At 72.7% G+C, this 25,384-nt stretch carries 24 protein-coding genes and 2 pseudogenes; 9 read left to right on the top strand and 17 right to left on the bottom strand.

The genetic code is table 11. The features are described from left to right. Window positions 1-76: 76 nt before the first annotated feature. The 7 genes from AB0K43_RS20540 to AB0K43_RS20510 all read right to left on the bottom strand — a co-directional run bounded on the left by AB0K43_RS20540 (window position 77) and on the right by AB0K43_RS20510 (window position 5,644). Window positions 77-1,246 carry a phospholipase D-like domain-containing protein gene (locus AB0K43_RS20540; RefSeq protein WP_363641738.1) on the bottom strand — a complete coding sequence of 390 codons (1,170 nt, stop codon included), beginning with the start codon at window positions 1,244-1,246 and terminating at the stop codon, window positions 77-79. 259 nt (window positions 1,247-1,505) lie between these two features. Further along, window positions 1,506-1,868 (bottom strand): ATP-binding protein, encoded by a 363-nt coding sequence (locus tag AB0K43_RS20535; protein ID WP_363641694.1) that lies wholly within the window; start codon window positions 1,866-1,868, stop codon window positions 1,506-1,508. 233 nt (window positions 1,869-2,101) lie between these two features. Then, window positions 2,102-2,497 carry an STAS domain-containing protein gene (locus tag AB0K43_RS20530; RefSeq protein ID WP_363641692.1) on the bottom strand — a complete coding sequence of 132 codons (396 nt, stop codon included), beginning with the start codon at window positions 2,495-2,497 and terminating at the stop codon, window positions 2,102-2,104. Between the two features lie 88 nt (window positions 2,498-2,585). Further along, on the bottom strand, window positions 2,586-3,458 hold the full coding sequence (locus tag AB0K43_RS20525; RefSeq protein WP_363641690.1) for a SigB/SigF/SigG family RNA polymerase sigma factor: 873 nt from the start codon (window positions 3,456-3,458) through the stop codon (window positions 2,586-2,588). A 161-nt stretch (window positions 3,459-3,619) separates the two neighbouring features. Further along, the gene (locus tag AB0K43_RS20520) at window positions 3,620-4,354 is read right to left on the bottom strand and encodes a GAF domain-containing protein (protein ID WP_363641688.1); all 735 of its coding nucleotides are present in this window, start codon (window positions 4,352-4,354) and stop codon (window positions 3,620-3,622) included. A 5-nt stretch (window positions 4,355-4,359) separates the two neighbouring features. Continuing rightward, entirely contained in the window at window positions 4,360-5,088 is a 729-nt protein-coding gene (locus tag AB0K43_RS20515; protein ID WP_363641686.1) for a GAF and ANTAR domain-containing protein, read from the bottom strand. 55 nt (window positions 5,089-5,143) lie between these two features. Then, the gene (locus AB0K43_RS20510; protein WP_363641684.1) at window positions 5,144-5,644 is read right to left on the bottom strand and encodes an STAS domain-containing protein; all 501 of its coding nucleotides are present in this window, start codon (window positions 5,642-5,644) and stop codon (window positions 5,144-5,146) included. A gap of 282 nt (window positions 5,645-5,926) precedes the next feature. Here AB0K43_RS20510 and AB0K43_RS20505 point away from each other — a divergent pair, with 282 nt between their 5' ends. The 3 genes from AB0K43_RS20505 to AB0K43_RS20495 are packed head-to-tail and all read left to right on the top strand — an operon-like array spanning window position 5,927 to window position 8,441. Then, window positions 5,927-6,736 carry an alpha/beta hydrolase gene (locus tag AB0K43_RS20505; protein WP_363641682.1) on the top strand — a complete coding sequence of 270 codons (810 nt, stop codon included), beginning with the start codon at window positions 5,927-5,929 and terminating at the stop codon, window positions 6,734-6,736. Next, window positions 6,733-8,085, top strand: a complete 1,353-nt coding sequence (locus tag AB0K43_RS20500) for a SpoIIE family protein phosphatase (RefSeq protein WP_363641680.1) — start codon at window positions 6,733-6,735, stop codon at window positions 8,083-8,085. The genes AB0K43_RS20505 and AB0K43_RS20500 overlap by 4 nt, the downstream gene beginning before the upstream one ends. Then, the gene (locus AB0K43_RS20495) at window positions 8,082-8,441 is read left to right on the top strand and encodes an STAS domain-containing protein (RefSeq protein WP_363641678.1); all 360 of its coding nucleotides are present in this window, start codon (window positions 8,082-8,084) and stop codon (window positions 8,439-8,441) included. The genes AB0K43_RS20500 and AB0K43_RS20495 overlap by 4 nt, the downstream gene beginning before the upstream one ends. Before the next feature lie 26 nt (window positions 8,442-8,467). Here AB0K43_RS20495 and AB0K43_RS20490 read toward each other — a convergent pair whose 3' ends face one another. The 3 genes from AB0K43_RS20490 to AB0K43_RS20480 form a co-directional block, all read right to left on the bottom strand. Next, entirely contained in the window at window positions 8,468-8,911 is a 444-nt protein-coding gene (locus AB0K43_RS20490) for an SRPBCC family protein (protein WP_363641676.1), read from the bottom strand. A 37-nt stretch (window positions 8,912-8,948) separates the two neighbouring features. After that, window positions 8,949-10,583, bottom strand: a complete 1,635-nt coding sequence (locus AB0K43_RS20485; protein WP_363641674.1) for an NAD(P)/FAD-dependent oxidoreductase — start codon at window positions 10,581-10,583, stop codon at window positions 8,949-8,951. Window positions 10,584-10,665: 82 nt separating this feature from the next. Next, complete coding sequence (locus tag AB0K43_RS20480) at window positions 10,666-11,757, bottom strand: glutamate--cysteine ligase (protein ID WP_363641672.1); 1,092 nt, start codon at window positions 11,755-11,757, stop codon at window positions 10,666-10,668. A 295-nt stretch (window positions 11,758-12,052) separates the two neighbouring features. On the opposite strand from AB0K43_RS20480, the gene AB0K43_RS20475 reads away from it, so the two are divergent. From AB0K43_RS20475 to AB0K43_RS20465, 3 genes are all read left to right on the top strand, one after another. Further along, complete coding sequence (locus AB0K43_RS20475) at window positions 12,053-12,769, top strand: flavodoxin family protein (protein WP_363641670.1); 717 nt, start codon at window positions 12,053-12,055, stop codon at window positions 12,767-12,769. A gap of 15 nt (window positions 12,770-12,784) precedes the next feature. Next, window positions 12,785-13,033 carry a hypothetical protein gene (locus tag AB0K43_RS20470; RefSeq protein WP_363641668.1) on the top strand — a complete coding sequence of 83 codons (249 nt, stop codon included), beginning with the start codon at window positions 12,785-12,787 and terminating at the stop codon, window positions 13,031-13,033. Between the two features lie 116 nt (window positions 13,034-13,149). After that, the gene (locus AB0K43_RS20465) at window positions 13,150-15,531 is read left to right on the top strand and encodes an FHA domain-containing protein (protein WP_363641666.1); all 2,382 of its coding nucleotides are present in this window, start codon (window positions 13,150-13,152) and stop codon (window positions 15,529-15,531) included. Between the two features lie 193 nt (window positions 15,532-15,724). On the opposite strand, the gene AB0K43_RS20460 is transcribed toward AB0K43_RS20465, so the two are convergent. The 4 genes from AB0K43_RS20460 to AB0K43_RS20445 form a co-directional block, all read right to left on the bottom strand. Further along, the gene (locus AB0K43_RS20460; RefSeq protein ID WP_363641664.1) at window positions 15,725-16,018 is read right to left on the bottom strand and encodes a DUF1330 domain-containing protein; all 294 of its coding nucleotides are present in this window, start codon (window positions 16,016-16,018) and stop codon (window positions 15,725-15,727) included. Window positions 16,019-16,130: 112 nt separating this feature from the next. Then, a complete protein-coding gene (locus tag AB0K43_RS20455; RefSeq protein WP_363641662.1) occupies window positions 16,131-17,585 on the bottom strand; it encodes an MFS transporter in 1,455 nt (484 codons plus the stop codon). A gap of 26 nt (window positions 17,586-17,611) precedes the next feature. Continuing rightward, window positions 17,612-17,974 carry a MarR family transcriptional regulator gene (locus tag AB0K43_RS20450; RefSeq protein ID WP_363641660.1) on the bottom strand — a complete coding sequence of 121 codons (363 nt, stop codon included), beginning with the start codon at window positions 17,972-17,974 and terminating at the stop codon, window positions 17,612-17,614. A 344-nt stretch (window positions 17,975-18,318) separates the two neighbouring features. Beyond that, window positions 18,319-19,215 carry an endonuclease/exonuclease/phosphatase family protein gene (locus tag AB0K43_RS20445; RefSeq protein WP_363641658.1) on the bottom strand — a complete coding sequence of 299 codons (897 nt, stop codon included), beginning with the start codon at window positions 19,213-19,215 and terminating at the stop codon, window positions 18,319-18,321. A gap of 202 nt (window positions 19,216-19,417) precedes the next feature. On the opposite strand from AB0K43_RS20445, the pseudogene AB0K43_RS20440 reads away from it, so the two are divergent. Further along, window positions 19,418-19,960, top strand: a pseudogene (locus tag AB0K43_RS20440) (carbohydrate binding domain-containing protein); the annotation flags it as partial. 174 nt (window positions 19,961-20,134) lie between these two features. After that, window positions 20,135-21,091: pseudogene (locus tag AB0K43_RS20435) on the top strand (chitinase); the annotation flags it as partial. Window positions 21,092-21,181: 90 nt separating this feature from the next. Here the strand turns inward: AB0K43_RS20435 and AB0K43_RS20430 are convergent. The 3 genes from AB0K43_RS20430 to AB0K43_RS20420 all read right to left on the bottom strand — a co-directional run bounded on the left by AB0K43_RS20430 (window position 21,182) and on the right by AB0K43_RS20420 (window position 23,155). After that, window positions 21,182-21,904: a phospholipid scramblase-related protein gene (locus AB0K43_RS20430; RefSeq protein WP_363641656.1), complete on the bottom strand. Its 723-nt coding sequence runs from the start codon at window positions 21,902-21,904 to the stop codon at window positions 21,182-21,184. A gap of 153 nt (window positions 21,905-22,057) precedes the next feature. Then, the gene (locus AB0K43_RS20425; protein WP_363641654.1) at window positions 22,058-22,387 is read right to left on the bottom strand and encodes a hypothetical protein; all 330 of its coding nucleotides are present in this window, start codon (window positions 22,385-22,387) and stop codon (window positions 22,058-22,060) included. A gap of 231 nt (window positions 22,388-22,618) precedes the next feature. Next, window positions 22,619-23,155, bottom strand: coding sequence for a MarR family winged helix-turn-helix transcriptional regulator (locus tag AB0K43_RS20420; protein ID WP_363641652.1), 537 nt, complete (start codon window positions 23,153-23,155; stop codon window positions 22,619-22,621). A gap of 62 nt (window positions 23,156-23,217) precedes the next feature. Between AB0K43_RS20420 and AB0K43_RS20415 the strand changes: the two genes are divergently transcribed. Further along, the gene (locus AB0K43_RS20415; protein ID WP_363641650.1) at window positions 23,218-25,359 is read left to right on the top strand and encodes an MMPL family transporter; all 2,142 of its coding nucleotides are present in this window, start codon (window positions 23,218-23,220) and stop codon (window positions 25,357-25,359) included. The last annotated feature ends 25 nt before the right edge of the window (window positions 25,360-25,384 follow it).

Genomic DNA, 25,384 nt, shown 5'->3' with positions numbered 1-25,384 from the left:
CGGCGCATCAAACCGATGTTCGCCAACTGATCGCTCCGGTCGTGCGGGCCGGGGGAGCGGATGCCATCGGCTCGGGTCACAGGAAGTGCCGGACGGGTGCGGTGGCGGCCTCCAGCGCCCGTCGGACGGCGCCGCGGCGGCCCCAGCGTGCCGGGTCGAGCGGTTCGCTGCGGGCCACGTCCTCGTCGAAGTGCCGATCCAGCCGGTCGGTGAACTCCTCGTCGATCACGGCGAGCATCACCTCCTCGTCGTGGTCGAGCGACCGGCGGTTGAAGTTGGTCGACCCGATCAGCGTCGCGATGCCGTCCACCGTGATCACCTTGGCGTGCATCATCGTCGGCCGGAACTGCCAGACCGTCACCCCGGCGCCGGTGAGCTCCTCGAAGAAGCGGCTGCCCGCGAGCTGGCAGACCCGCTTGTCGTGGTGGTGCCCGGGCAGCAGGAGCTCCACCCGCACCCCGCGCCGGGCCGCGTCGCAGAGCAGGTCCACGAAGTAGCGGTCGGGGGCGAAGTACGCCGTCGCCAGGCGCAGTTGCTGCTCGGCGGAAGTGATGACCACGCGCATCAGGGTCTGCATGTCCTGCCACCCGACGCTGGCCGACCCGCGGACCACCTGGACGACGGAGCTGCCCGGCTGGTCGTGCTCCTCGAAGCGGTCCGCGTCGTCGTACAGCGAGTCCTCGCGGCACTCGGCCCAGTTCTGCGCGAAGGCGGCGGCGAGCCCGTCCACGGCGGGGCCGCGCACCTGGACGTGGGTGTCGCGCCACTCGCCCGGGTGCCGGGCATCGCCGCACCACTCCTCGGCGATGCCCACCCCGCCGGTGAACGCCGTCCGGGCGTCGACCACCAGCACCTTGCGGTGGCACCGGTGGTTCTGCTTGAGCGGTGAGAGTCGGACCGGCCGCCGGAACCACGCGACCTGCACCCCGGCGGACTCCATCAGGTCCAGCAGCTCCCGCTCGATCAGCCGGCTGCCGAAACCGTCCAGCAGCAGCCGCACCCGGACGCCCTCGCGCGCCTTGTCGGCCAGCGCACGGGCGAACCGGCGGGCGATCTCGCCGCGCCAGTAGACGAAGGTGGTCATGTCCACCGTGTGGGCGGCTTCCTGGACCGCCCGCAGCATCGCGGGGAAGATCTCGTCCCCGTTGCGCAGCGGAACAAGCTCGTTGCCCTCGGTCGCCGCGACCCCGATCAGCCGCTCCAGGCGGCGGCGCAGCGCCTGCTTGCGGACCGCGGTGCCCGACAGGGTGGCGGACGCGGCGGCGGTCGGGGGAGCCGCCGGGCGGCCGGTGGTGGCGGCCGCGTGCGCGGGCCCCGGGAGCGTGCGGACATGCTGGGCGGCAGGCTCGGACAGCACGGGGGTCCCTTCGTCGGGTCGCCCGGCCACAGGTGCGGGCCGGGCCGGTGGTGGTCGGCGGCGCTCTGCTACCCCGTCCGCGCGCGTTCACCACCGCCACCGACAGCTGTGCCGGCACCGTTGCCGATACCGGCTCCGGTCGGCGCCCTCAGCGGGTGGGACCGAGGCCGAACTCGGCCCAGACCGTCTTGCCGTCGTGGTGGGCGACGGATCCCCAGTGCTGGGACAACCGCTGCACGATGTGCAGGCCGTGGCCACCGGGTGCCCCGGTCAGCTGCGACGGGCGTGTTCTCGGCAAGGTCGGCTCGCGGTCCAGCACCTCGACCCGCAGGCGCTCGGAGCGGACGGTGAGGACGAGTTCTCGCGGACCGCCGCCGTGCAGGCAGGCGTTGGCGATCAGCTCCGAGACGACCAGCAGGATGTCATCGGCCTGCGGATCGGAGACCGCCCAGCCCCAGTCCTCCAGGGCCCGGCGGGCGAATCGGCGGCCGTGGCCGACCTGGCCGGCCATTCCTGCCAGGGGCAGGCGGCGGCGCTGGCCGGTCAGTGGCGGGCGCACCAGAGTCGGCCCACCGAACCTCGGCTCATCGGAAATCACGTCGTTCTCACCCCGCCGTTCGGCGCTGTCTGTTCCGCGCTGTCTGTCGATCCGGAGGTCACGGCGCTGACCACGTCCGCCCGGCGACCGGTTGCTGTCGTCACGTCTGCCCGCTGGTGCGGCGGCAGACACCCCGGTGCGCGTGATCACCGGGCGGCGAGGGCGAGTTCGAGTGTGGGGTCGAGCGAGAAGACCTGGTCGGTACCGGTGATCTCGAGCAGCCGGCGCACCTGCGTCGGCGCGCCGGCCAGTCGCATGGCGGTGCCCGCCGCCTCGGCGCCGATCCGGGTGCGCAGCAGCAGGTTCAGCCCTGAGGAGTCGCAGAACTCGACCGCCGACAGGTCGATCACCAGCAGGGGTGCCGCCGACCGGAGCGCCTCGTCCAGCACCGGGCCCACCGCCAGGGCGCCGTCCAGGTCGAGTTCACCCGTCAGGGAGCAGACCAGCGCTCCGCCGTCGATGCGGCGAACCGTGCCCACCAGCCCTCCACCTGCCGGGTCGTCCGGGGTGGGCGCCTCGCCGGAGTACTCGGGGTCGATCATGTCCATCCTCGTCCGTCCCTGTCGGCGTCCCGCCGACACGTCGTTCGACCCTACCCTCGGCCATGGCCCTGCGGCCCGCCGCCGGCGGTCAGTTCTCGCCGAGCAGGGCGGCCCGCAGCTGGGTGAGGGTGCGGTTGAGCAGCCGGGAGATGTGCATCTGGGACAGGCCCAGCTCGGCGCCGATCTGAGCCTGGGTCATCTCGGCGCCGAAGCGCATCGAGATGATCGCGCGATCGCGGGCCGGTAGCGCGGCGATCAGGGGCTTCAGGGTCTCCTGGTCCAGCACCGCCTCGAAGCCGGCCTCCTCGACGGCGAACCGGTCGGCCAGGCTGCCGCGGGCGTGGTCGGTCTCCGAGGAGGGGGCGTCCAGCGAGTGGGTGCTGTAGGCGTTGGCGGCCTTCAGACCCTCGATGACCTCAGGCTCGGTCAGGCCGAGGTGGGCGGCCAGTTCGCCCGGGGTGGGCACCCGGTCGAGGACCTGCTCCAACTCGTCGGAGGCCTTGGAGAGGGTCAGCCGGAGTTCCTGCATGCTCCGCGGCACGTGGACCATCCAGGAGGTGTCGCGGAAGAACCGCTTCATCTCGCCGGTGATCGTCGGTAGGGCGAAGGTCACGAACTCGAACTCGCGGGTGGGGTCGAAGCGGTCGATGGCCTTGATCAGGCCGATCGTCCCCACCTGGAGGATGTCGTCCATCGGTTCGCTGCGGTTGCTGAAACGGCGGGCGGCGAACTTCACCAGCGCCATGTTCAGCTCGATCAGGGTGCCGCGGACGTAGGAGTACTCCCTGGTGCCCTCCTCCAGCTCCCGAAGGCGCAGGAACAGATCCTTCGACAGCGCCCGGGCATCCGCCGGTGCCACGGCGGCCGGGTTCTCGATCCGCGCCTGCGGGTGGGCCGGCCCGGGCTCGTCGCTCGCGGTGCGAAGACGGGGCAGGGCGGTCGTCGCCCGGAGGACGGTCATGGGGATCTCCTGACATCGTGGGCGTCGCCGGCCGGTGAGCCCAACGCTGGTGAGCAGCCGCTACCCCCCATCCTGACGGGCATGCGTGATCATCCAAAACCTGTCCCATATGCGAACAATCTGATGATTGATCCCGTGGCGTCGCGCCACGAACCGCACTGCTAGGCGGTCGGGTGCGGGATCCGGTCGGTGTCGAAGTCGCCGGCCGCGATGTCGCGGGCGAGCCGCGCCAGCTGGATCCGGCGGGCGCGGGCATAGGCCCGGAACGCGGCGAACGCGTCGTCGAGCGGCACCTGCCAGCGCTCGGCAAGGATGCCTTTGGCCTGCTCGATGACGATGCGGCTGGTGAGGGCGTACTGGAGCTGGCCGCGTTCGGCCTCGCTGTGGTCGAGGGTGCGCTGTTGCAGGATCGCCACGGTCGCCACATCCGCCAGCGCCTGGGCGAGCAGGACGTCGTCCGCGGCGAGTGGGCCGGGGCTGGTCCGGAACAGCCCGAGCGTGCCGATCACCCGGCCGCGCAGGCGCATCGGGATCGCGTTGGCGGTGACGAAGCCGATCCGGCGGGCCTGGGCGGCGAACGGCTCCCAGTCGCCGACGCTCTGCAGATCGGTGAGATCGATGCCGATGCGGGAGACACCGGTGCGGTAGCAGTCCACACACGGGCCCTGGTCGTGCTGGAGGGCGAAGAGTTCGAGCAGATGGGTGCGTTCGTCGGAGGCGGCGATCGTCACGAGGGTGTCGTGCGGGTCGGCGAGCAGGATGCCGGCAGCGGCGACGTCCAGGAGCTCGACGCACCGCTCGCACAGTTGCTGCAGGAACTCGATCACACCGAAGTCCTCGGTCAGCGAGTTCGCGACCTCGACGAAGACCTCGGTCAGGCGTTGTACGCGCGTCATTGCGATCAGTCCTTCCCTCCGCCGCCGGGCGGGTCTCCCCGGTCATTGTCGTCCAGATGCAGCCTGCGGTCGACGACGTCCCGGGAGATGTCGCCGATGGGGCGCCCGGTGCTGTAGGCGTGGGCGCGAAGGCGCAGCAGGGCTTGCGGCAGGGGGACGGACAGCTGGACGCTCAGCATCCCGGTCGCCTGGTGGACGACGGCCCGCAGCAGTGCCGGGGAGAACTCGGTGTCCGAGGCGGCCAGCCAGGTGTCCGGTCCACCCAGGTAGCGCGCCGTGAGTGCGGAGGCGAGCACGAGCGCGTCGTCGGTCTGCGGGCCGGTGAGCGGCCCGGGCGTGCGCCGCACGGCGGTGAGGACCCCGACGTTGATGGCGCCGATGCCCAGCGGCAGGCAGAAGACCGCCCGGACGGGTAGGGCGGGTACCTCGGTGGCGAGTGCGGGCCAGCGGTCGACGCGGAGCCGGGTGAGGTCGGGCACCAGCACGGACCTCCCGGTACGGGCCGCGTCGTGGCCGGGGCCCTCGCCCAGGGTGAACTGGAGGTCGTCGAAGCGGTGGGCGGTGTCGTCGGAGCACCAGAGGGTCTCGCTCCGGCCGGTGCCGGTGAGCAGGGCGACCGCGAGCGCGTCGACGCCGAGCGCCCGGGCCGCGGCCTCGCACGAGCCGGCGAGGTCCGGCGTCCGGCCTCCGCTCTTCAGCAGGAGCAGGGCGCGGGCCATCGGGCTGCTGATCATGTCGTCCCGACCCGGGAGTGCTCCGGCCGCACCGTCTCTCCTTTCGGCCGCGGCCTCAGGCGGCCGGGTTGCTCGGGGCGTGCCCGGCGGGGTCGGCGGGGCCGGCGAATGCCGTCGGTGACCCGGGCACGGGAAGCAGGTACGCGCCGGTGCCGGTGACGTCGAGCAGGTGCGCGAGCTGCCGGGAGGGCCGGTGCAGCAGCAGTCTCCCCGCCGCCGCGCGGGCGCGACGGGCCGCGTCGAGGAACACGTTGAGGCCGCTCGCGTCGCAGAAGGTGACCGAACGGGTGTCGACGTCGATGCTCAGGACGCCCTCGCTCAGGCACCGGTCGAGCGCTTCGCGCAGCGGCGGCACCGTGGCGAGGTCGATCTCGCCGGCCAGCCGGATCATGGCGCTGACGGCGTCCGGGTGGCGGACCACGGTCAGCTGCAGCGTCTGCGGTGCATCGTCCGGGCCCGGGGAGGGACAGCTGCCGTCGTACGGGACCCCGGTCGCGCGACCCCCGCGCGCGAAGATGCGGATCGGTTGTCCTGCGGAATGTCCCGAGCTGGTCATCCCGGCTCCCTCGCCGTGTCGGATGCGGCGCGGCCGGGGTCAAGGGCAGCAGATTGCGGGACCCCTCGTGGTGACCTTGGCCGGTGGGACCGGGTGGAAGCCACCACAGTTCGGGGTTCGGCTTCCACCATAACCCCGCGCGCGGCCGCGGTGAGCCGCTCCCCGAGCCCGGCGATCCGGTTGCGGCCCATGGACCTGCGGACTCGGGTGCCCCGTCGGCCGAGGCCCGAGCATCACGGCACTCCGGGGGCCCGGCGGGGCAGGGTGGCAGGATGGGTGGCTATGGATGTCATGAGCAGGAACAACGTCGTGGTGACGGGCCGGGCAGGTGGCCCGGTGGTGGTGCTGGCCCATGGCTTCGGGTGCGACCAGAACATGTGGCGCCTGGTGGTGCCGGCCCTGGCCGAGGACCACACGGTGGTGCTGTTCGACCACGTCGGGGCCGGGCGCTCGGACCTCGGGGCGTGGAGCGAGGAGCGGTACGCGAGCCTGGACGGCTACGCGGACGACGTCCTGGAGCTGCTGCGGGCCGTGGAGCTGGGGCCGGTCACGTTCGTCGGCCACTCGGTCAGTGCGATGATCGGAGTGCTGGCGGCCGTACGGGAGCCGGACCTCGTCGAGGGCCTGGTGCTGCTCACCCCCTCCCCGTGCTACGTGGACGACGCCGCGACCGGGTACCGCGGCGGGTTCAGCACCGAGGACATCGACGAGCTGCTGGAGTCCCTGGACTCCAACTATCTGGGCTGGTCCGGCACGATGGCCCCGGTCATCATGGGCAACCCCGAGCGCCCGGAACTCGGCGAGGAACTCACCAACAGCTTCTGCCGCACCGATCCGGCCATCGCCCGCGCCTTCGCCCACACCACCTTCCGCTCCGACAACCGCGCCGACCTGGCCCGGGTCGGCGTCCCGACCCTGGTCGCCCAGTGCTCCGACGACGCCATCGCCCCACCCGAGGTCGGCGCGTTCGTCCACGCCCGGATCCCCGGCAGCAGGCTGGTCACCCTGACCGCGACCGGGCACTGCCCCCAGCTCAGCGCCCCCGAGGCCACCGCACAGGCCATCATCGCCTTCCTACGGGACCGGCGATGACCGTCAAGGCCGGCGGCGAGGAACCCTACGCCCGTGGCCCGGCCCCCGAGGGCGACGAAGCGGCGCGCTTCTCCGCGATGCTGGAGGACAACGTCGTCGACCTGTACGAGAACGCCCCCTGCGGCTACCTGTCCACCCTCATGGACGGACAGATCGCCAAGGTCAACGCCACCCTGCTCGGCTGGCTCGGCTACCGCCGCGAGGAGCTGGTGGGCCGCAAGCGCTTCGCCGACCTGCTCACCGTCGGCGGCCGCCTCTACCACGAGACGCACTTCGCCCCGCTGCTCGGCATGCAGGGCGAGATCGGCGGTATCGCCCTCGAGCTCAGGGCGGCCGACGGCACCCGCCTGCCCGTCCTGGTCACCTCCACCGTCAAGACCGGCGACGACGGCCGGCCGCTGCTGATCCGCACCACCCTCTTCGACGCCCGCGACCGCCGCGCCTACGAGACCGAGCTGCTGCGCACCCGCAGGGAGGCGGAGGAAGCCCGCCTGGAGGCGGACCGGGCCCGCCTGGCCGCCGAGGAGGCCCACCAGGTCGTGGAGGCCGAGCGGGCGCGCCTGCACCGCCTGGCCACCACCCTGCAGCGCACCCTGCTCCCGCCCTCCCTGACGGCGCCGACCGGGTTGGAGGTCGCCGCGTACTACCACATCGCCTCCGCCGACGAGGTCGGCGGCGACTTCTACGACCTCTTCCCCCTCGACGGCGGGACCTGGGGCCTGTTCCTGGGTGATGTCTGCGGCAAGGGCGCCGCGGCGGCCGCCGTCACCTCGTTGGTCCGCTACACGCTGCGCGCCGCCGCCGTCTACGACCCGGCCCCCGCCGCCGTGCTGGCCAACCTCAACACCGTGCTCACCCGGGAGTACCACGGCACCGACCCGCGCTTTTGCACCGTCCTGTTCGGTCTGCTCACCCCCGACACCGAGGACCCGCGCGGCGGATTCCGCCTCACCCTCGCCAGCGGCGGACACCCCCCGGCGATCCTGCTGGGAGCCGACGGCAGCGCCCGGTACCTGCCCACCCCGGACGGGCAGCTGATCGGTGTCATCCCCGATGCCCACATCGCCACCACGACGGTGTGTCTCAGGCCGGGGGACACCGTCCTGCTCCACACCGACGGCCTCACCGAGGCCCGCACCCTGCCCCTGGGCGGCCCTGTCGGTGACGGCGACGGCCGCTACGGCGACGACGCCCTGCTGGCCCTCGCCACCTCGCTGGCGCCCACCACCGCGCCCGCCGCCGTCACCGCCCTGCAGGAACTCCTCGACACCCTCGGCGCCGGTGTGGACGACGACACCGCCCTGCTGGCACTCAGCGTCCCCCATCCCACCCCGGAGACCGAGCAGTGACCGACCTGAGCACCACCACCCGCTCCACACCGACCGGTCCCGTCCTGGAGATCGCCGGGGACCTCGACTTCCACACCGCGCCCCGCGCCCGCGAGGTCCTGTTCGGTCTCACCCCCGGGCCCGGCCAGCTCCTCGTCGTCGATCTGACCGGCCTCACCTTCTGCGACTCCACCGGCATCACGGTGCTCGTCGCCGCCCGCAACCACGCGCTCGGCCACCGGGCGCAGATCGCCCTGGCCGGCGTCCCCGGCACCGTCGCCCGGACCTTCGACATCACCGGTCTGACCCAGATCTTCGCCACCCACCCCACCGCCCAGGACGCCATCGACCGCTGGTCGGCCCGGACCGACGGCTGACCCGCCGGCCGGTGACGGCCGGTCCGTCAGGGACGTGCGCCGGACCCGCCGGCGGCGCGCGCGAGGTTGGCCAGCATCCGCCGGTTGCGCAGATGGAGCACCAGCTCGGAGGCGGGCCCCTCGAGCCGCGCGCCCGGGCCGCGCAGCGGATGCTCGTCCAGGATGACGAGGGTGTGCTCGGCCCACGGGATCAGGGTGATCGCGATGCGGGCGGTGCCGAAGGGGTCGGCCTTGGCCTCGAGTTCCAGCCGCCGGCCCGGCTCGCAGATCCGCACGACGCAGCTGTCCCGGAAGTTGAAAGGGCCGATCCCGGCCCGGAAGACGAGCCGGGCGCCGACCTGCGGCCAGTGCGCGTCGGCGTCGAGGATCTCCTGGGTGCCCACCACCCACTGGGCGTACCGGCGGCCGTCGGCCAGGACGTCCCAGACGTCCTGGGGCGGACGTTCGACGAGCTGCTGACGCTGTGCCATGTGCCCGTGCCCTTCGTCGCGTGATCTGCGGTGGTGGTCAGTGCTCCGGGGCCGGTCCGCCGGCCGGCCGCCGCGCCGCCGACAGCACGGGCGGGAGGAGCCGGGCCGCCGACAGGCGATGGGCGCGCAGCGCGGCGCGGGCCGCGTTGGCCCCGCACGCGCCGTGCACGCCGCCGCCGGGGTGGGCCGAGGCCGAGGCCAGGTAGAGCCGTTCGATCGGCGTCCCGGGCCGACCGGTGCCGGGGACGGGGCGCAGCACCAGCTGCTGGTGGATCGCGCTGGTGCCGCCGTTGAGGGCGCCGTTGACGAGGTTCTCGTCCAAGGCTTCCAGCAGGGGCGGGGTGAGGATGCGCCGGGCGGTGATCAAGGTCCGGAAGCCCGGGGCGAACTGCTCGACCCGGCGCTCGACGCGGTCGGCCATCGTCTCGGCCTCCCGGGTGTTCCAGCGGCCGGTGAGGCCGTCCCCGCCGAGGTCGTCGGTGATCCGCTGCGGGACGTGGGTGTAGGCCCAGGCGGCCTGCGTCCCGGCCGGGGACCTGGTGGCGTCGGCGGTGGTCATCTGGCCGAGCAGGACGAACGGGTTGCGGGGCAGGCGGCCGGTGGCGACCTGCAGGGCGTAGTCGCTGAGTTCGTCGAGGTCCGCGCCGAGGTGGACGGCTCCGGCCTCGGCGGTCCGCTCGGCGGTCCACGGGATGGGCCCCGACAGGGCCCAGTCGACCTTGACGGTGGCGAAGTCCCACTGGAAGCGCCGCAGGTCCTCGCACAGCCGGGGCGGCAGGTGGTCCCGGTGCACCAGAGCGCCGTACAGCGCCGGAGCGCAGACGTCCGCCAGGACGGCCCGCCGGGCGCGGTAGGCCTGCCCGTCCGCCGTGCGCACACCCAGGGCCCGCCCCGAGCGGACGATCACCTCGTCGACGTGCTGCCCGCAGTGGACCGCCCCGCCCAGGGACTCGAGCCGGCGGACCAGGGCATGGGTGAGCTGTGAGGACCCGCCGACCGGTACCGGCCAGCCGTACTGCTGACCGAGCATCGCCATCAGCCAACCGAAGACCGCGCTGCCGGGTGCGTCCGGCAGCAGGTCGGCGTGCAGGGCGCACCCGGCCAGCAGCAGGCCGGCGCCGGGCCCGGTGAACTCCTCCTCGGCGAGCCGGCGGGCGGGCAGGGTGAGGAACCGCGTCGTGCGCAGGGCCCCGGCGGCGGGGAGCCGGGTGGCGAGCGCGGCCGCCGCCGCCAGCGGTGGGAACGGGGTGAGCAGGGTGCGCAGCAGATGAGGGTCCAGCGCCTCCCACAGAGAGGTCAACTCCTGCCAGGCGCGGGCGTCGTCGGGCCCGGAGGAGTCCTGGAGGTGCTCAGCGGTGCCGGTGGGACCGCGGTGCAGGGTCGCGCAGCGCCCGTCGGGGAGGGGATGCGCGAGGACGGTCGGCGCGTGGCTCCAGCGCAGCCCGTGTCGCTCCAGTGCGAGGGCTCGGAGGGCGGGCGATGCCACCGCCAGCGGGTAGAAGGAGCTGAAGACGTCACTGACGAAGGCCGGGTCGACGCCTCGGTCGCTGCGGACCGCGCCACCGGGCTCGGCGCGGGCCTCCAGCACGTCCACCTGCCAGCCGGCGTCAGCCAGCACGTTCGCGGCCACCAGCCCGTTCGGGCCGGCTCCCACGACGATCGCGTCGGACATCCCGTTCCCTCCGACCGCCGAACTGCTCCGTATGCCCACGGTATCGAGGGGGCGCCGGCGGCGCACCGTCGGCAGGGAGGGATCAGACGCCCGTGGTCTGGTCGGTGATCATGCGGATCAGGGCCTCCCGGCCGCCTTCGCGCAACTCGCGCCGCTGGCGGGCGGCGCCGTTGCCCTCCCGCAGCGCGCGTTCCAGCACCGGCGCGATGTGCCTGCTGTCCGCCCCGGTCGCGGGTGCCGTGTACTCCAGGAGGGCGGCAGCCGCCTCGCCGGCCGGGCGCAGCCCGCCGTGCAGCGGGTCGAACACCTCGCTCGCGCAGCCGTGCCGGGCACCGTGCCAGACCGCGGCGTGCAGAGTCTCGGGGTGCACGGCAGGCGCCGGCTGCCCGTCCCGCGCGTCGCCGAGCAGGCGGGTGGCGAGCGCCCGGACGACGCCGGCCAGCATCACCGCCTCGTCCGGGCGCAGTTGCACGTCCATCGCGCGGACCTCGACGGTGGGGAAGCGTTCGGACAGCCGGATGTGCCAGTAGATCTGGCCCCGGTCGCGGATCAGCCGGTCCGCCACCAGGGCCCGGATCCGGTGGTCGTAGTCGTCGGAGTCCTCGAAGCGGGGTGGCGGCCCGCTGACCGGCCAGCGGCTGAACACCACCGTGCGCCAGCTGGCGAATCCGGTGTCGGTGCCTTGCGCCAGCGGCGAGTTCGCGGCGAGCGCCACCAGCAGCGGAAGCCACACCCGCAACCCGTTCAGCAGGGTGACCCCGGTCGCCCGGTCGGGGATGCCGAGGTGGACGTGCATCCCGGTGATCAGCTGCTCGTCGGTGAGCCGGGGTGCGTCGCTGCGCATCACCTGGTAGCGGGCGGTGTCCGTGACCGGCACCGGGAGGCGGTCGGTGAACGGGGCGCCCGCGCAGGCGGCGAGCACGCAGCCGTCCCGCGCCGCCGCCCGCCCGAGGGCGTGCCGCATCCGCAGGAGATGGCCGCCCACCTCCTCCAAGTCCCGGCAGACCGGGGTTGCGATCTCCAGCTGGGCCTGGAGGAGTTCGCGCTGGACCTCGCCCCGGTCCATCGCGCTCTGGAGGTCGGCCTCCCGGCGCACCTGCGCGGCCCGGGCGACCGGTGTACCGGTGGCCGGGTCGAGCAGGAGGTACTCCTCCTCCACGCCGAGGGTGAGCATGCCTCGCGGGTACCCCGGCAAGCCCGGGGCAACCGTGTGTCGCGGCAGAGGTTGCCTGCCGGTCGGGCACGGTCACGCCTCGATCCGCTTCCAGGCGTGCGCGGCGTCGGCGAGATGACCCGCGGATTCGGATCGCCGGGCGGCAACCCCCACCGCGGCGCCACCCCGGTCGTGGAGTCCACCGCCGACACCGGATCACCTCAGGACCCGTCCGGCCCAGCCCCGCCAGCGGCGCCGGCGGGAGCCTGGTGGAGTGAACGGGACTCCACGCCCGTCCGACGACGGAAGGCACCCCATGCCGGACCCCGCGACCTCGTACGCCGATCTGCGCGCCTTGATCATCAACTGCACGCTCAAGCGCTCGCCCGAGCGCAGCCACACCCAAGGCCTGATCGGCCTCAGTCGCGGCATCCTGGAACGCCAGGGGGTCGCGGTCGACGTCGTCCGCGCGGTCGACCACGACATCGCCACCGGCGTCTGGCCCGACATGACCGAGCACGGCTGGGAGACCGACGAGTGGCCGGTCCTCTACAGCCAGGTGATGGCCGCCGACATCCTGGTGCTGGCCGGCCCGATCTGGCTGGGGGACAACTCCTCCGTGATGAAGCAGGTGATCGAGCGCCTCTACTCCTGCTCGTCGGTCCTCAACGAGGCCGGGCAGTACGCCTACTACGGACGGGTCGGCGGGTGTCTGATCACCGGCAACGAGGACGGCGTCAAGCACTGCGCGATGAACGTGCTCTACAGCCTCCAGCACCTCGGGTACACGATCCCGCCGCAGGCCGACGCGGGCTGGATCGGCGCGGCCGGGCCGGGGCCGTCGTACCTGGACGAGGGCTCGGGCGGGCCGGAGAACGAGTTCACCAACCGCAACACCACCTTCATGACCTGGAACCTCATGCATCTGGCGCGGATCCTCAAGGACGCCGGCGGCATCCCCGCCCACGGCAACCAGCGCTCCGAGTGGGACGCCGGCTGCCGCTTCGACTTCGAGAACCCCGAGCACCGCTGAATCGCCGGAATCCGGGTGGGTGAGCAGCTGAGGAAGCTCACCGAATTCCACCGGTCGGCTCTCCGGATCGGCTCGTGCGGTACGGCCGTAATGGTCGATGACGAGCGCCGGGTGACCCTGTTCGTCGAGGCGGGCGGCGATCTGCCGGTAGAAACCGGAAAGGCCCTTGTCGTCCGGCAGGACGAGCACGCCGGGCCCGGTCGCCACCTCGGGGCAGGCGTGGTCACATTCTCCCCGGTGGGAATTCCGCTCGACCCGCGGTGACCGGAAAGGAGGACCGGGCACACGATCCCGGAGCTGTCCGGCTCGGCGTCGAAGCGCTCGGCGAGCGGGCCGGTCACCGCGAGATCGATGACCCGACAGGCCTTAGAATCCGAACTATGGGAGAGCGCCCGGGCGCGCTTACCGCGCCGCCACTGGTTCTCATCACCGACACGGACTCGCAGCTGATCGATCCGCGCCGGGCCTACCACGTCGGCCGCGACCCGACCAGCGAGATCGTCCTCGACGACGCCCGGGTCTCCTGGCACCACGCCGTGCTGCGCGCCTCCTTCGGGCACTGGCTGCTGGACGACGTCGGCAGCACCAACGGCACCTTCGCCGACGGCCGCCGGATCGAGCACGAGGACGTCGGCCCCGGCATCCGGCTGCGGTTCGGCAGCCCGGAGGACGGCCCGTCCGCCACCTTCGCCGACCTGCCCGTACCGGTCGCCGGCGAGCGGACCTCGCTGCTCGCCCCGCAGGCCTCCAGCGTGTTCCGCCGGCCGAGCACCGTGCTGCGGCTGCCCGGCCGGACGGTGCGGATCGGACGCGCCCGCGACAACGACCTCGTCCTCGACGACCTGGAGGTCTCCCGGCACCACGCCGAGCTGCGCATCCTGACGGACGGCGGCCACGAGATCGTCGACCTGGCCAGCCACAACGGCACCTACGTCGACGGCCGCGCGGTGGAGCGGGCCCCGGTCGGCCCGGCCGACATCATCGGCATCGGCCACTCCGCACTGTGCCTCTCCGGCGACGAGCTGGTCGAGTACACCGACACCGGCGAGGTCTCGCTCGACGTGCAGGGTCTGGTGGTCCGGGTCGGCCCGGACCGGCGGGTCCTGCTGGACGGCGTCGGCTTTCCGCTCGCCGAGAAGACGCTGCTCGCGGTGGCGGGCCCCAGCGGCGCCGGCAAGTCCACCCTGCTCAACGCGCTCACCGGGCTGCGCCCCGCCGACGAGGGCACCGTCCTCTACGACGGACGCGACCTGTACCGCGACTACGCCGAACTGCGACGCCGGATCGGCCTGGTGCCGCAGGACGACATCCTGCACACCCAGCTGAGCGTGCGCCGCGCGCTCTCCTACGCGGCCGAATTACGCTTCCCCGGTGACACCGCCAAGCACGAGCGGGAGGCCCGGGTCACCGAGGTGATCCGCGAGCTCGGCCTGGACAGCCGAGCCGACCTGGTGATCTCCAGCCTCTCCGGGGGCCAGCGCAAACGCGTCAGCGTCGCCCTGGAGCTGCTCACCAAGCCGTCGCTGCTCTTCCTCGACGAGCCGACCTCCGGGCTGGACCCGGGGATGGAGCGCTCGGTGATGCAGATGCTGCGCGGCCTCGCCGACGACGGCCGTACGGTGGTCGTGGTCACCCACAGCGTGCTCAGCCTGAACGTCTGCGACCGGCTGCTGGTGCTGGCCCCCGGCGGCCGGACCGCCTACTACGGCCCGCCCGACGAGGCACTGCCGTTCTTCGGCTTCACCGAGTGGCCGGAGGCCTTCGAGGCCTTCGAGAGCGAGGACCACGCCGCCTGGCAGCGCCGGTTCCGGGAGTCCCCGCAGTACCAGCAGTACGTGGCCGCCGCGGCGGCGCCGGCCGTCCAGCCCTGGTACCCGGCCGCGCCGGGCGGTAGGCACCCCGCCGGGAGCCGGATCAGGCCGGAGCAGCCACAGGGCTGGTTCTCCCAGTTGTCCACGCTGGTCCGCCGGTACACCTCGGTGCTGGCCGCCGACCGGCTCTTCCTCACCGTGATGATCGCCCTGCCGTTCGTCATCGGCGTGATGTGCCGGGCCATGGCCGGGACATCGATCTCCTCGGAGAACGCGATCAACGTCGTGCTCACGCTCTGCATCGGCGGTGTGCTCACCGGTTCCGCCAACGCGGTCCGCGAGGTGGTCAAGGAACGGCCGATCTACCAGCGCGAACGCGTGGTCGGCCTGTCCAGGTCGGCCTACCTTGTCTCCAAGGTGGTGGTGCTCGGCACGGTCACGGTGGTGCAGGCGGCCGTGCTGACCACCGTCGGCCTGGCGGGCGTCGACCTGAGCCCGACCCTGCCGACCGGACAACAGGTGGAGAGCGGGGTGGTGCTGCCGCCGCTGGCCGAGCTGGTCATCGCCGTCGCGTTGCTCTCGTTCTGCTCCATGATGCTCGGCCTGCTGGTCTCCGCGCTGGTCCGCAAGGAGGAGGCCACCATGCCGATGCTGGTGCTCCTCTCGGTGGTGCAGATCGTGTTCAGCGGCGCCATGCTGAAGCTGCACGGGGTGCCCGGCCTGGAGCAGTTCGCCTGGCTGGTGCCGTCCCGCTGGGGTCTGGCCGCGATGGCCCAGACCATCGACCTGCACACGGTCTTCCCGACCGGGATCACAGCCGATCCGCTGTTCCGGCCCGACCGCTCCCACTGGCTGCGCTGCACGGTGATGCTGGTCGCCCTCTCGGTGGCCTTGGGCCTCGCCGTACTGGCCCTGCTGCGGCGGCAGGAACCGACGATCATGCGGAAGTAGGGCAACCGCCAGGAGCACGAGGACCTTGGGCAGGACCAGGACCAGGACCTCGGAAGCGGTCGTGAGACGGGCGGCTTCCAGTGGCCACGGTCGTACCGTGCTGTCCCATCCGCCGGTGGCGAGGGTTCGGCCGTCGGGGCCGAAGGCCTGCCTCCGGTCGGCTTCGTGTTCGTCGCCGACGCAGCCCCGGTCGTCAGTCGAGGCCTTCGACGATGCGGAAGTCGCGCTCGACGCCGTCAGCAAGTGTGGCCAGCGCCTCCTGGTAGGCCGCGCTCGCGCGTGCGGCGACCGCCTGTTCGAAGCTGTCGAACTCGATCAGGATGGTGCGCTCGGCGATTCCGGCGTCGTGTGCGGCGACCCGGCTGCCGCGGGTGAGCAGCCGCCCGCCCGCGGCCCTGACGGCTGGACCGGCCAGCTTGTCGTAGGCAGCCAGCTTCTCGGGGTCCGCAATGGTGCGGTAGACGCTGACCCAGTAGCCCTTGGCCACGGTACCTCCGGTGTTCGGCATTGATGCTCAGAAGCATGCTCGGATCCATGGTCGGCGCGCTGTGGGTCAGCGAGCCGACGGAGACGGCGTCGACGTCGGACGGCTTCGATCCTCAACTTCCGGTTCGACTCGATCGGCCCGGGCCCGGCACACCGACTGGGGCTGTGATCGGATTGGTCCCGGGTGAGCGTCGCCGGGCGAGGGCGAGGCCGGCCGTCGTCGTGATCGCCATCGCGGCGACGCCGACCAGCGCCGCGGTCGTGTAGGCGTCGTCGTTCGGGAAGAGGCGGCCCGTGGCGGTGCCGGCGGCCAGGACCAGACCGCCGATGGCGCTGCCCAGGGAGTACCCGACGCTGCGGACGATGTAGTTGAAGCTCATGGCGCTCGACGTCTCGCTCTTGGGAGTGACGGCCAGGATGACGCCGGGCATGGCGGCCGAGAAGCTGCCGACGCCGAAGCCCAGCACGCCCATGGCCGCGAGCAGTTCGGCCAGGTTGGACCGGGCGGTGGCGAACAGGGCGAACCCGCCGCCGACGATGGCGGCGCTGCCGGCCAGGAGCAGGGGGCCGTCGATCCGTGTCCGGACCCGCGGCGTGAGCTTGCCGGCGACGAACCCCAGTACGGAGAACGGGACGAGGACCAGCCCCGCCGCGAAGGTGGTCAGTCCGAAGCCGTAGCCGGCACTGTGCGGCGTCTGCGCGTAGCGGGTGATGAGCGTGAGCAGGAGGTACATGCCGCTCCCGCCGACGAACATGGCGATGTTCGCCCCGGCGACCGCCGGGTGCCGTACCGCCCGGACGTCGACCAGGGGCGTCTTGGTTCGCAGTTCGGAAACGGTCCAGACGCAGAGCAGGAGTACGGCGGCGACGGCAAGGGTCACCGCCACGGCGAGGTGTCGGCTCCACAGGCTCCGCTCGCCGGCCAGGAACAGGACGAGGAGCAGTCCACCCGCCAGGACGAGCGCACCGGCCACGTTCACGTGAGCGGAGCGGCCTTCGGGAGCCGCGGGCATGGAGCGCCACGCGGTCACGAAGGCGATGGCGGTGACGAGCAGGCCGAGGCCGTAGGCGGCCCGCAGTCCGCCGAACTCGGCGAGCAGCGCGGCCAGCGGGTAGCCGACGCCGGCTCCGATGATGGAGACCACTGAGATCAGGGCGATCGTGGCCGCGCTGCGCTCCTCGGGAAGATGGTCGCGGGCCACGCCCATCATCAGCGCCGTGAGACCGAGTCCGACGCCTTGGGCCGCTCTGCCCACGAGCAGCCAGGCGAACGGCAGCGGCAGCACGGTGAGCGCGCTGCCGACGACGACGATCGCCAGCGTGGCGAGAATCGCGGCCCGCCGGTGCGGACCGGCTCCGAGCCGGCCGAGGACGGGTGTGGCGACGGCGCCGCTGAGCAGGGCGATGGTCAGCGTCCACTGCGCGCTGTCGAGGGAGACGTGGAACGTGGTCGCCACGCTGGTGATGAGCGGCGTCCCGAGGCTGGCGACCGCCGCCACGACCAGGGCGATGAACACCAGGGCGGGGACCAGCGGACGTGCCTCGGAACGTATCGGGGCAGTGCTCATGGGCTGGTCATGAGCCTGGGCCGCGGTCACCGGTCCGACTCCTCTCGGGCGCGGCTTTCGAGCTCCGCCAAATGCAGCAGCGCCGGAAGGGCTGCTGCCAATGCCTCGACCTCGTCACCGGTGAGTTCGTCGATCAACCGCGCGTACGCGTCGACGCCCGCCTGGCGTCGCGTCCGGACGTACGACGCGCCGGCCTCGGTCAGGCACACCAGCGTGACCCGCTTGTCGGCCGGATCGCCCTTCCGCTCGACCAGCCCGGATTCCTCCATCACCCGGACCAGGACGGTCATCGCGGGCTGGGTGACGCCCTCGGCCACCGCCAGATCGGTGATCCGTCGCGGGCCGGTCTTGTCCAGGGTGGCCAAGGTGGCGGCGGACGTCAGGCTCATGTCGCGGGGAAGGCGTCTCACGGCCCTGGTGGCCAGACCGTAGAGGGCTGACCCGATGGCATCGGAAGCGCCGTGCGCGGCGTCTCGGCGACTCATGCCTGAAGCATAGCAGTTTTATATGAATCCTTTATGCATCTCCCGATGGATGAACGGCGTCGTTTTGATCGCCCTGTTCATCCCGTTGGAGGCGGCGCTGGTGACGCAGGTCGCGACCGCGGTGGGATCGACGGCAGCGCCTCGCTTCGGGCCTGCTCGTCGCAGGTGGCCGGGGCCGGCATCGGAATGTCGTGGGCGCCGACCTCGACGCCGACGGGGCGAGCGGCCGGTGCCGCGCGTCGGCGGGGCTACAGCGGGAGTTCGAGCACCAGGGGCAGGTGGTCCGAGATCGGCATCCTGGGCGCCCGCACCGAGGCCGGCCGGTGCGGCCCGAGGCCGGCAGCGAGGATGTGGTCGAACTGGACCAGCGGGCGGTGCGACGGGAAGGTGGGGATGCGGGCCAGGTCGCGCCAGCCGGGCCGGGGCGTCGAGCGCCTCGGCGCGGTGAGCCGCTCGGCCACGCCGAGCGTGGCCGCGGGGATCGCGCCGACGATGTTGAGGTCGCCGAGCAGGATGTGCGGCCGGGGCAGGTCGGCGATCCAGCGGTGCACGGCGAGGAGTTGGCGGACGTTCCACCCCGGGACGAACGACAGGTGCAGCGCCACCGCCGTGAACGGGCCGCGCCGCCCCTCCAGTACGGCGGCCAGTGCCGCGCGCGGATGGTCGCGGATCACCGTGAGGCCCGGCCGCCCGGCCACCCGCAGCGGCAGGGCGACCGGAGGCGCGCTGAACCGTTTGGTCCGCCAGTTCAGTACCGGTAGCCGGGACAGCAGCGCGATGCCGTGCGAGGGCACCTCGCCGTCGTGCCCCGTGCCTCGCGGGCCGTACGTCCGCAGGCCCGGCTCGGACCGGTCGGGTACCCAGGTCCGGCCCGGCATGGCCCGGGCGTGGAAGGCCGAGGCGTAGCGCCAGTCCGTGGCACCGGTCGCCCCGGCGATCGCCCGCGCCTGGTCCACCCGGCCCGAGCGCTCCTGGAAGCGGTCGAGCTCCTGCAGCGCCAGCACGTCGGCGTCCAGGGAGGCGACGGCGTCGATCAGTGGCCGCACGGTGGCGGTGTCGGTGGTCGACGGGCGGCCGTCGTCCAGGAGCTGCCGCCCGTGCAGGACGTTGAAGGTGGCGAGGCGCACCGAGGCGGAGATGGTCACGCTCTGACGGTACAACAGCGGGCGAGTCCGGATCCGGGCCGCCGCACTTTCCACAATTGGTCCAGACCTATTGACGCGCCTGGTCGCCCCTCCTACGATCCGGTTCGGCACAGCCCCACATGTCCCCACCTCACCCAGAGCCGGGCGTCGCGCCCCCACGCGTCGGTCATGTCCATGACGCCCGGTGGGAAGGGAGCACAGCATGTTCCGTCGGAGGCTCCGTACTCCACGTCCGTCGGGCGATCTCCGTCCGTACCCGGAACGCGCGTCGCAGGTGCACCGGCCCAGCCACGCCGAGCGGGGAGCGCCCGTCCTGCGGCGCTTCCTCGCCGGGGTGAGCGCCGCCGCGGTCGTCGGCGCCGGCATCGCCGTGGTCGGCTCCGTCACGGCCGGGGCTGCCACCACCAACCTGGTGGCCAACCCCGGATTCGAGAACGGACTGTCCAACTGGAACTGCTCCGGCGGCTCCGGCGCGGCGGTCGGCAGCCCGGTCCACGCCGGAGCCGCCGCGCTCAAGGCGACCCCGTCCGGCCAGGACAACGCCCAGTGCACCCAGACCATCAGCGTGCAGCCCAACTCCCAGTACACGCTGAGCGCCTACGTCCAGGGCAGCTACGTCTACCTGGGCGCCACCGGCACCGGCCTCACCGGCACCCTGTCCACCTGGACGCCGAACAACGCCTCGTACGGCCAGCTCGCCGTCACCTTCACCACCGGGGCCAGCACCACCTCGGTGACCGTCTACGTGCACGGCTGGTACGGGCAGCCGGCGTACTACGCGGACGACGTCTCGCTCGCCGGCCCCGGCGGAAGCAGCCCCCCGCCGACCACCGCCCCGCCCACCAGCACGCCGCCGACCACTGCCCCGCCGACGACTGCGCCGCCCACGAGCACCCCGCCCACCACCACGCCGCCGGGTGACACCTGCCCCACGAAGCCGCGTCCGTCGGGCAAGGTCCTGCAGGGGTACTGGGAGAACTGGGACGGCGCCGCCAACGGCGTCCACCCCGGCATGGGGTGGGTCCCCATCACGGACAGCCGGATCGCCGCGCACGGCTACAACGTCATCAACGCCGCCTTCCCGGTGATCCTCTCGGACGGCACCGTCCTGTGGCAGGACGGCATGGACGCCGGCGTCAAGGTCTCGACCCCCGCCGAGATGTGCCAGGCCAAGGCGGCCGGGGCGACGCTCCTGATGTCGATCGGCGGCGCGGCCGCGGGCATCGACCTGAGCTCCAGCACCGTCGCCGACAGGTTCGTGGCGACCGTCGTCCCGATTCTCAAGAAGTACAACTTCGACGGCATCGACATCGACATCGAGACCGGCCTGTCCGGCAGCGGCACCATCACCACGCTGTCCGCCTCCCAGTCCAACCTGATCCGCATCATCGACGGCGTGCTCGCGCAGATGCCGGCCGGCTTCGGCCTCACCATGGCCCCCGAGACCGCCTACGTCACCGGTGGCAGCGTCACCTACGGGTCGATCTGGGGCGCCTACCTGCCGATCATCAAGAAGTACGTCGACAACGGCCGCCTGTGGTGGCTGAACATGCAGTACTACAACGGCAGCATGTACGGCTGCTCCGGCGACTCCTACCAGGCCGGCACCGTCCAGGGCTTCACCGCGCAGACCACCTGCCTGAACAACGGCCTGACCATCCAGGGCACCACCATCAAGGTGCCCTACGACAAGCAGGTGCCCGGCCTGCCGGCCCAGTCCGGCGCGGGCGGTGGCTACATGGCGCCGAGTCTGGTCGGCCAGTCGTGGAGCGCCTTCGGTGGTGCGCTGAAGGGGCTCATGACCTGGTCGATCAACTGGGACGGTTCGAAGGGCTGGACCTTCGGCGACAACGTCAAGTCCCTCCAAGGACGTTGACCGCCCGCCGGCGCCCCGCGCCCCGCGCCCGGTGCTCCGGTCCGGGCGCAGGGCGCCGGCGGTAGGCCCGAAACTACGTCGGGGCTGCGGCTAGCCGAGGCCGCGGGCGTCCTGCTTCAGCGCGGTGTCCACGGTCAGCGCGGTCGCCACGACCAGGCTCAGCAGCGGGTCGGTGAGCGGGCGGTGGATCTGGAGCACGTAGTTGTCGGCCGTGGTGAACATCGTCTTCGCCAGGCCTTCCCAGGTCTTGGTGATCCGGGCGATCTCGGTGTCCGTCTCGTCGACGATGGAGAAGTTCCAGGCGCGCCAGTTCTCCGCCTTGACGGCGCCGATCTTCCGGCCGCCGACCTCCAGCGCGAAATTGATCTTCCCGATGGCGTTCTGCTGAACGATCTGGCCGACCTCCTGGCCGTCCGGACGCTGCACGATCACCCGCGACTTGATGAGCTTCGCCGGGCGGGTCAGCAGCAGCACCGGGGTGCCCTGCGCGTCGCGGATCTCCAGCTTGTGGGTCAGGTACTGGTCGATGGAGAAGAGCAGCCGGATCACCTTGCGCAGGCCGCTCTGGCCGACCTGGACCACCGAGCCCAGCGTGGCGCCCTGCTGGTCGAAGACCGAGTACTCGTTGGTCAGCTCGATCAGCTTGGCCTTCTGGTTCACCACCAGGACCGGCTCGGAGAAGAGGGTGCCGCCGCCACCGGAGACCGGTCCGACGCCCGCCTGCCGCTGTACCTGGCGCTGCACCTTGGCGGAGACATCGGCCGGAGCGGCCGGCTGCCCGGGGAGACCCGGGGTGTTCGTGTTCTGGGACATGGCGGGCAGGCTAGGCTCTAACCGCCGTGGGTAGCTAGATCGTTTTGGCTGGCCCCGGGGCGGTCCGGGGCCTCGGATTGTGGCTTTGACCTGCGGATTCGGGTGATTCGAGGCATAGCTGAGTGTCATTCGACGGAACGGATGTGGCTGATGTCACATCCGGTCGGCAGCTCGACCCGGCGCAGCTGCACGCGCCGGCCAGGTGCAGTACAGACCGTCGAACGGTGCCCCGAAGCCGAGCTGTTGCGGCATCAGCTCGTAGTGTTCGAGGCCGTCGCGGTCGGCCGTGCCGTCGATCAGCCCCCACTCCAGCCCGTACGCCTCGGCCACGAACGGGCGGATCCGGATGGCGCCGTACGCCACGCCGGGCAGCTCGTCCAGCAGTTCTGCCAGGGCGCGCTCCGCCGCGTCCGGCTCGGCGGTCGGGGAGAAGTCGGTGCCCAGGTGGTTGCCGTCCGGGTCGAACCGGTGCAGCAGGGCCATCGTGCCGGGCGGGCCGGGCGCTCCGGTGACGTCGCCGAAGAACTGGCCGCCCTCGTAGGTACCGATCCAGCGGGTGCGGGCGTGCGGCTCGTGGGCGACCGGGACCTGCCGGGCCGGGAAGTCCAGCTGCTGCCACTCGACCAGGCTCCGCCAGCCACGGCTGCACGCTAGCGACCGGCGCCGACACCCGGTGAGCCCGGTCCGGGGTGCTTCGGGGCAGCTGGGGCCTGCTCAAGCCTGCTCGTCGCCCGAGGTGAGGTAGGTGCGGTAGGCCTCGGCCACGTTGTTCAGGTAGCGCCGCGCCGCCGCGCGTTCGCCCTCGTCGAGGCCCTCGCCCGCCTGGTGCAGCAGTCGGAGCAGGGGGGCGAGCTCGCCCATCACATGGGCGAAGCCGCTGTCGGTGACGTCCAGGACCTGGCGGCGGCGGTCGTGCGGGTGCGGGGCGCGGGTCAGGTGGCCCTCGGTGACGAGGCGGTTGACCGACTGGGTGCCGGCCGCGCTGGTGACGCCCAGGCGGCGGGAGAGTTCCACCGGGCCGATCGGGTCTCCGGCGCCCGTGGCCATGGCGACGTGTTCGACCGCTTCGACGTTGGTCAGCGGCATCGAGAGGCGTTCGGACAGGGTGGCGCGGGCCAGCTGGGTGAGGGTCAGGACCTCGCGCAGTGCCTCCGAGAGTTCGTCGCCGGCGGGTGCGCCGGTTCGCGGAGGGGGTGCCGCTCGACCGGAGTCCGATGAGTCGGCTGCTCCGGGGGAGGGGTGTTGCGCCATGCCGGCAATTCTGGCACGGTACAGATCGCTAAGTTACTTAATGACTTTGGGAGTGCGTACCCGTGCCCCGCAATTCAGCCGGCCTTCCCCCGCGGCTCGCCCACACCCCGCCGACCGCCGCGCCCGGGAGCCCGAAGCGGCCCCGGACGACGGCCTGGCTCGTGCTGCTGCTCACCGTGATCGGGGTCGGCGCGGCGTTCGCGCTCGGCCCGTCCGATGCCACCACCACCGACGCCACCGGGGTCGGACTGCCGGCCTCCTCGCAGTCGGCGCAGGTGGCCGAGATCGTCAAGACCCTGCCCGCCGGTGCGGCGGCCCCGGCGATCGTCGTCTACAGCAACGCCGACGGCAGCACCCTCACCGAAGCCCAGCGCACCGTCGTCACCGAGCGCTCCGGCGCACTCGGCGCGCTGGGGCTCGCCCCCGCCGCGGCCCGCCCGGAGATCGTCCGGGACCTGGTCGCGACCGTCGCGGTCCTGCTGCCCGCCGACGCCGCCGACGACCGCAACAGCGAGACCGTCCGGCAGATCCGGGCCACCGCGGGGCGCGACCTCCCGGCGCCGCTGCGTGCCGAGGTCACCGGCGGCCCCGCGTTCCGGGCCGACATCGCCCAGGTCTTCGCCGGCGCCGACACCGACCTGCTGATCGCGACCGCCTCCGTGGTCGCGGTACTGCTGCTGATCACCTACCGCAGCCCGATCCTCTGGCTGGTCCCGCTGCTCGTGGTCGGTGCGGGTGACCGCGTCGCCGGAATCCTGGTCGGAGTCCTCGCCCCGCACGCCGGCGTCCAGGTCGACGCCTCCGCGGCCGGCATCCTCTCGGTCCTGGTGTTCGGTGCGGGCACCGACTACGCCCTCCTACTGGTCTCCCGCTACCGCGACGAACTCCACCTCACCGAGGACCGGTTCGCCGCCATGGCCCGCGCCTGGCGCGGCACCGCGCCCGCCGTCCTGGCCAGCGGCAGCACCGTCGTCCTCAGCCTGCTCACCCTGCTCACCGCCGAACTCACCGGCAACCGGGGCCTCGGCCTCGCCGGCGCGGTCGGCATCCTGGTGGCCATGCTGTTCGGCCTGGTGGTCCTGCCCGCCGCACTCGTCCTGCCGGGCCGCCGGCTGTTCTGGCCCCTGGTCCCGAGGGTCGGCGACGCGGTCACGGCCGACCGCCGCGGACCGTGGTCCCGCATCGGCCACGCCGTCGCCAGGCGGCCGGCCCAGGTCGCGACGGCCGGCACCGCCGTACTCCTCCTGCTGGCCTCCGGCGCGCTCGGGCTGCACACCGGCCTCGCCCAGGCCGACTCCTTCCGCAGGACGCCCGAGGCCGTCCTCGGGCAGCGGACCCTCGCCGCCGTACGGCCGGCCGGAGCCGTCGACCCGCTCACCCTGGTGTCCGCGGCGGCCTCGGCCGACCAGGTGGCCCGGGCCGCCCGGCAGGTGCCCGGCGTCGCCTCCGTCAGCGCCGGAGCCGGCGGCACGCCCGGCGAGCGGTACGCACGGGCCGAGGTGATCCTCGCCGCCGCACCCGGCACCGCCGAGTCCGACCGGAGCATCGAGCTGCTGCGCGACACGGTCGGCCGCGTCCCCGGCGCCGGAGCGCTGGTCGGCGGCGCCACCGCCGAGGCCTACGACACCGCGCGGGCCGACGCCCACGACACCCGCGTGGTCGTCCCGCTGGTCCTGGTGATCGTCCTGCTCGTCCTGGTCGGCCTGCTGCGTGCGCTGGTCGCCCCGGTGCTCCTCGTGGCGACCGTCATCGCCTCCTACTTCGCGGCCCTCGGCGCGAGTTGGGTGCTCTTCCGGACCGTCTACGACTTCCCGGCCCTCGACACGAACGTCCCCCTGCTGTCGTTCCTGTTCCTGGTGGCGCTGGGGGTCGACTACAACATCTTCCTCGTCGCACGTGCCCGGGAGGACACCCTCGCCGGCCACGACACCCGGAGCGCGGTCCTGCGGGCCCTGGCCTCCACCGGCGGCGTGATCACCAGCGCCGGCATCCTGCTCGCCGCGGTCTTCGCCGTGCTGGGCGTCCTGCCGCTCATCACGCTCACCCAGATCGGCACCATCGTCGGCATCGGCGTCCTGCTCGACACCCTCCTGGTGCGTACGGTGCTGGTGCCCGCGCTGGCGCTGCTCACCGGCCGCCGCTTCTGGTGGCCCGGCCGGCCCGAGCAGGCCGGCACCGGTACCGGAGCGGCGGGATCCGGCTGACCGGCCCGGCCCGGGGCGCCGGGGC

The sequence above is a fragment of the Kitasatospora sp. NPDC049258 genome, from assembly GCF_040678895.1.
GTDB lineage: Bacteria > Actinomycetota > Actinomycetes > Streptomycetales > Streptomycetaceae > Kitasatospora.
The sequence above is the reverse complement of the archived record's forward strand: the minus strand, read 5'-3'. Positions and strand labels throughout refer to the sequence as shown.